The sequence below is a fragment of the Rhizobium sp. 01T444 genome, from assembly GCF_056398305.1.
On record NZ_JBFTPD010000283.1, the window covers coordinates 1 to 599 of the forward strand.

A 599-nucleotide genomic window follows, 5' to 3' on the forward strand; every position below is an offset into this window, starting at 1 on the left:
GGGTGATGTGGAAGAAGCCCGCGACGTTGGTCGCGATCTTCGATGCGAAGTCGGACTCCGTGTATTGGGTGAAGGGCTTGGCGACGAAGATGCCCGCGTTGTTGACGAGCGAGTCGATGCGCCCGAAGCGTTCGAGGCCTTGCGCGACGATGCGCCTGGCGGTGTCGGCCGAGCCGATGTCGCCCGCGACCGTGAGGATGTCGGGATCATCGGAAGCCTTGATGGATCGCGAGGTGGCGATGACGCGGTAGTTGCGATCGCGAAAGGCCTTKACCAATGCCGCGCCGATGCCTTGGGATGCGCCAGTGACGATGGCGACTTTTTGCTGTGTGYTCATGATTYGGATGGATGTCTGTCGCCGATGTGAGTGGCGAAATGCTCTTCGATCAGGAATGACCGAGCTCCGAATCTAGGTGCGTGACCCGCGAGATGAAATACCTGCCACCCGGCAGACAGTGTTGCGCGCGGCGATCGAATGAGCGCGTCGACCGTCCTGTCGTCGACAGGGCGGCGCATCGCGCACTCTCATGTCTTTGGAGAATGGCTGGCCGCCAGTTCCTCGGTGAGGAAGTCGATCAGGGCGCGCACGCGCAAGGCGG

1 protein-coding gene is annotated in these 599 nt (G+C 62.1%); it reads right to left on the reverse strand.

All coding sequences use genetic code 11. The annotated features are described in order from the left end of the window. On the reverse strand, positions 1-337 hold a 337-nt coding region (locus AC1DTN_RS38465), incomplete at its 3' end, for an SDR family NAD(P)-dependent oxidoreductase (RefSeq protein ID WP_477925454.1). Positions 338-599 lie beyond the last annotated feature (262 nt).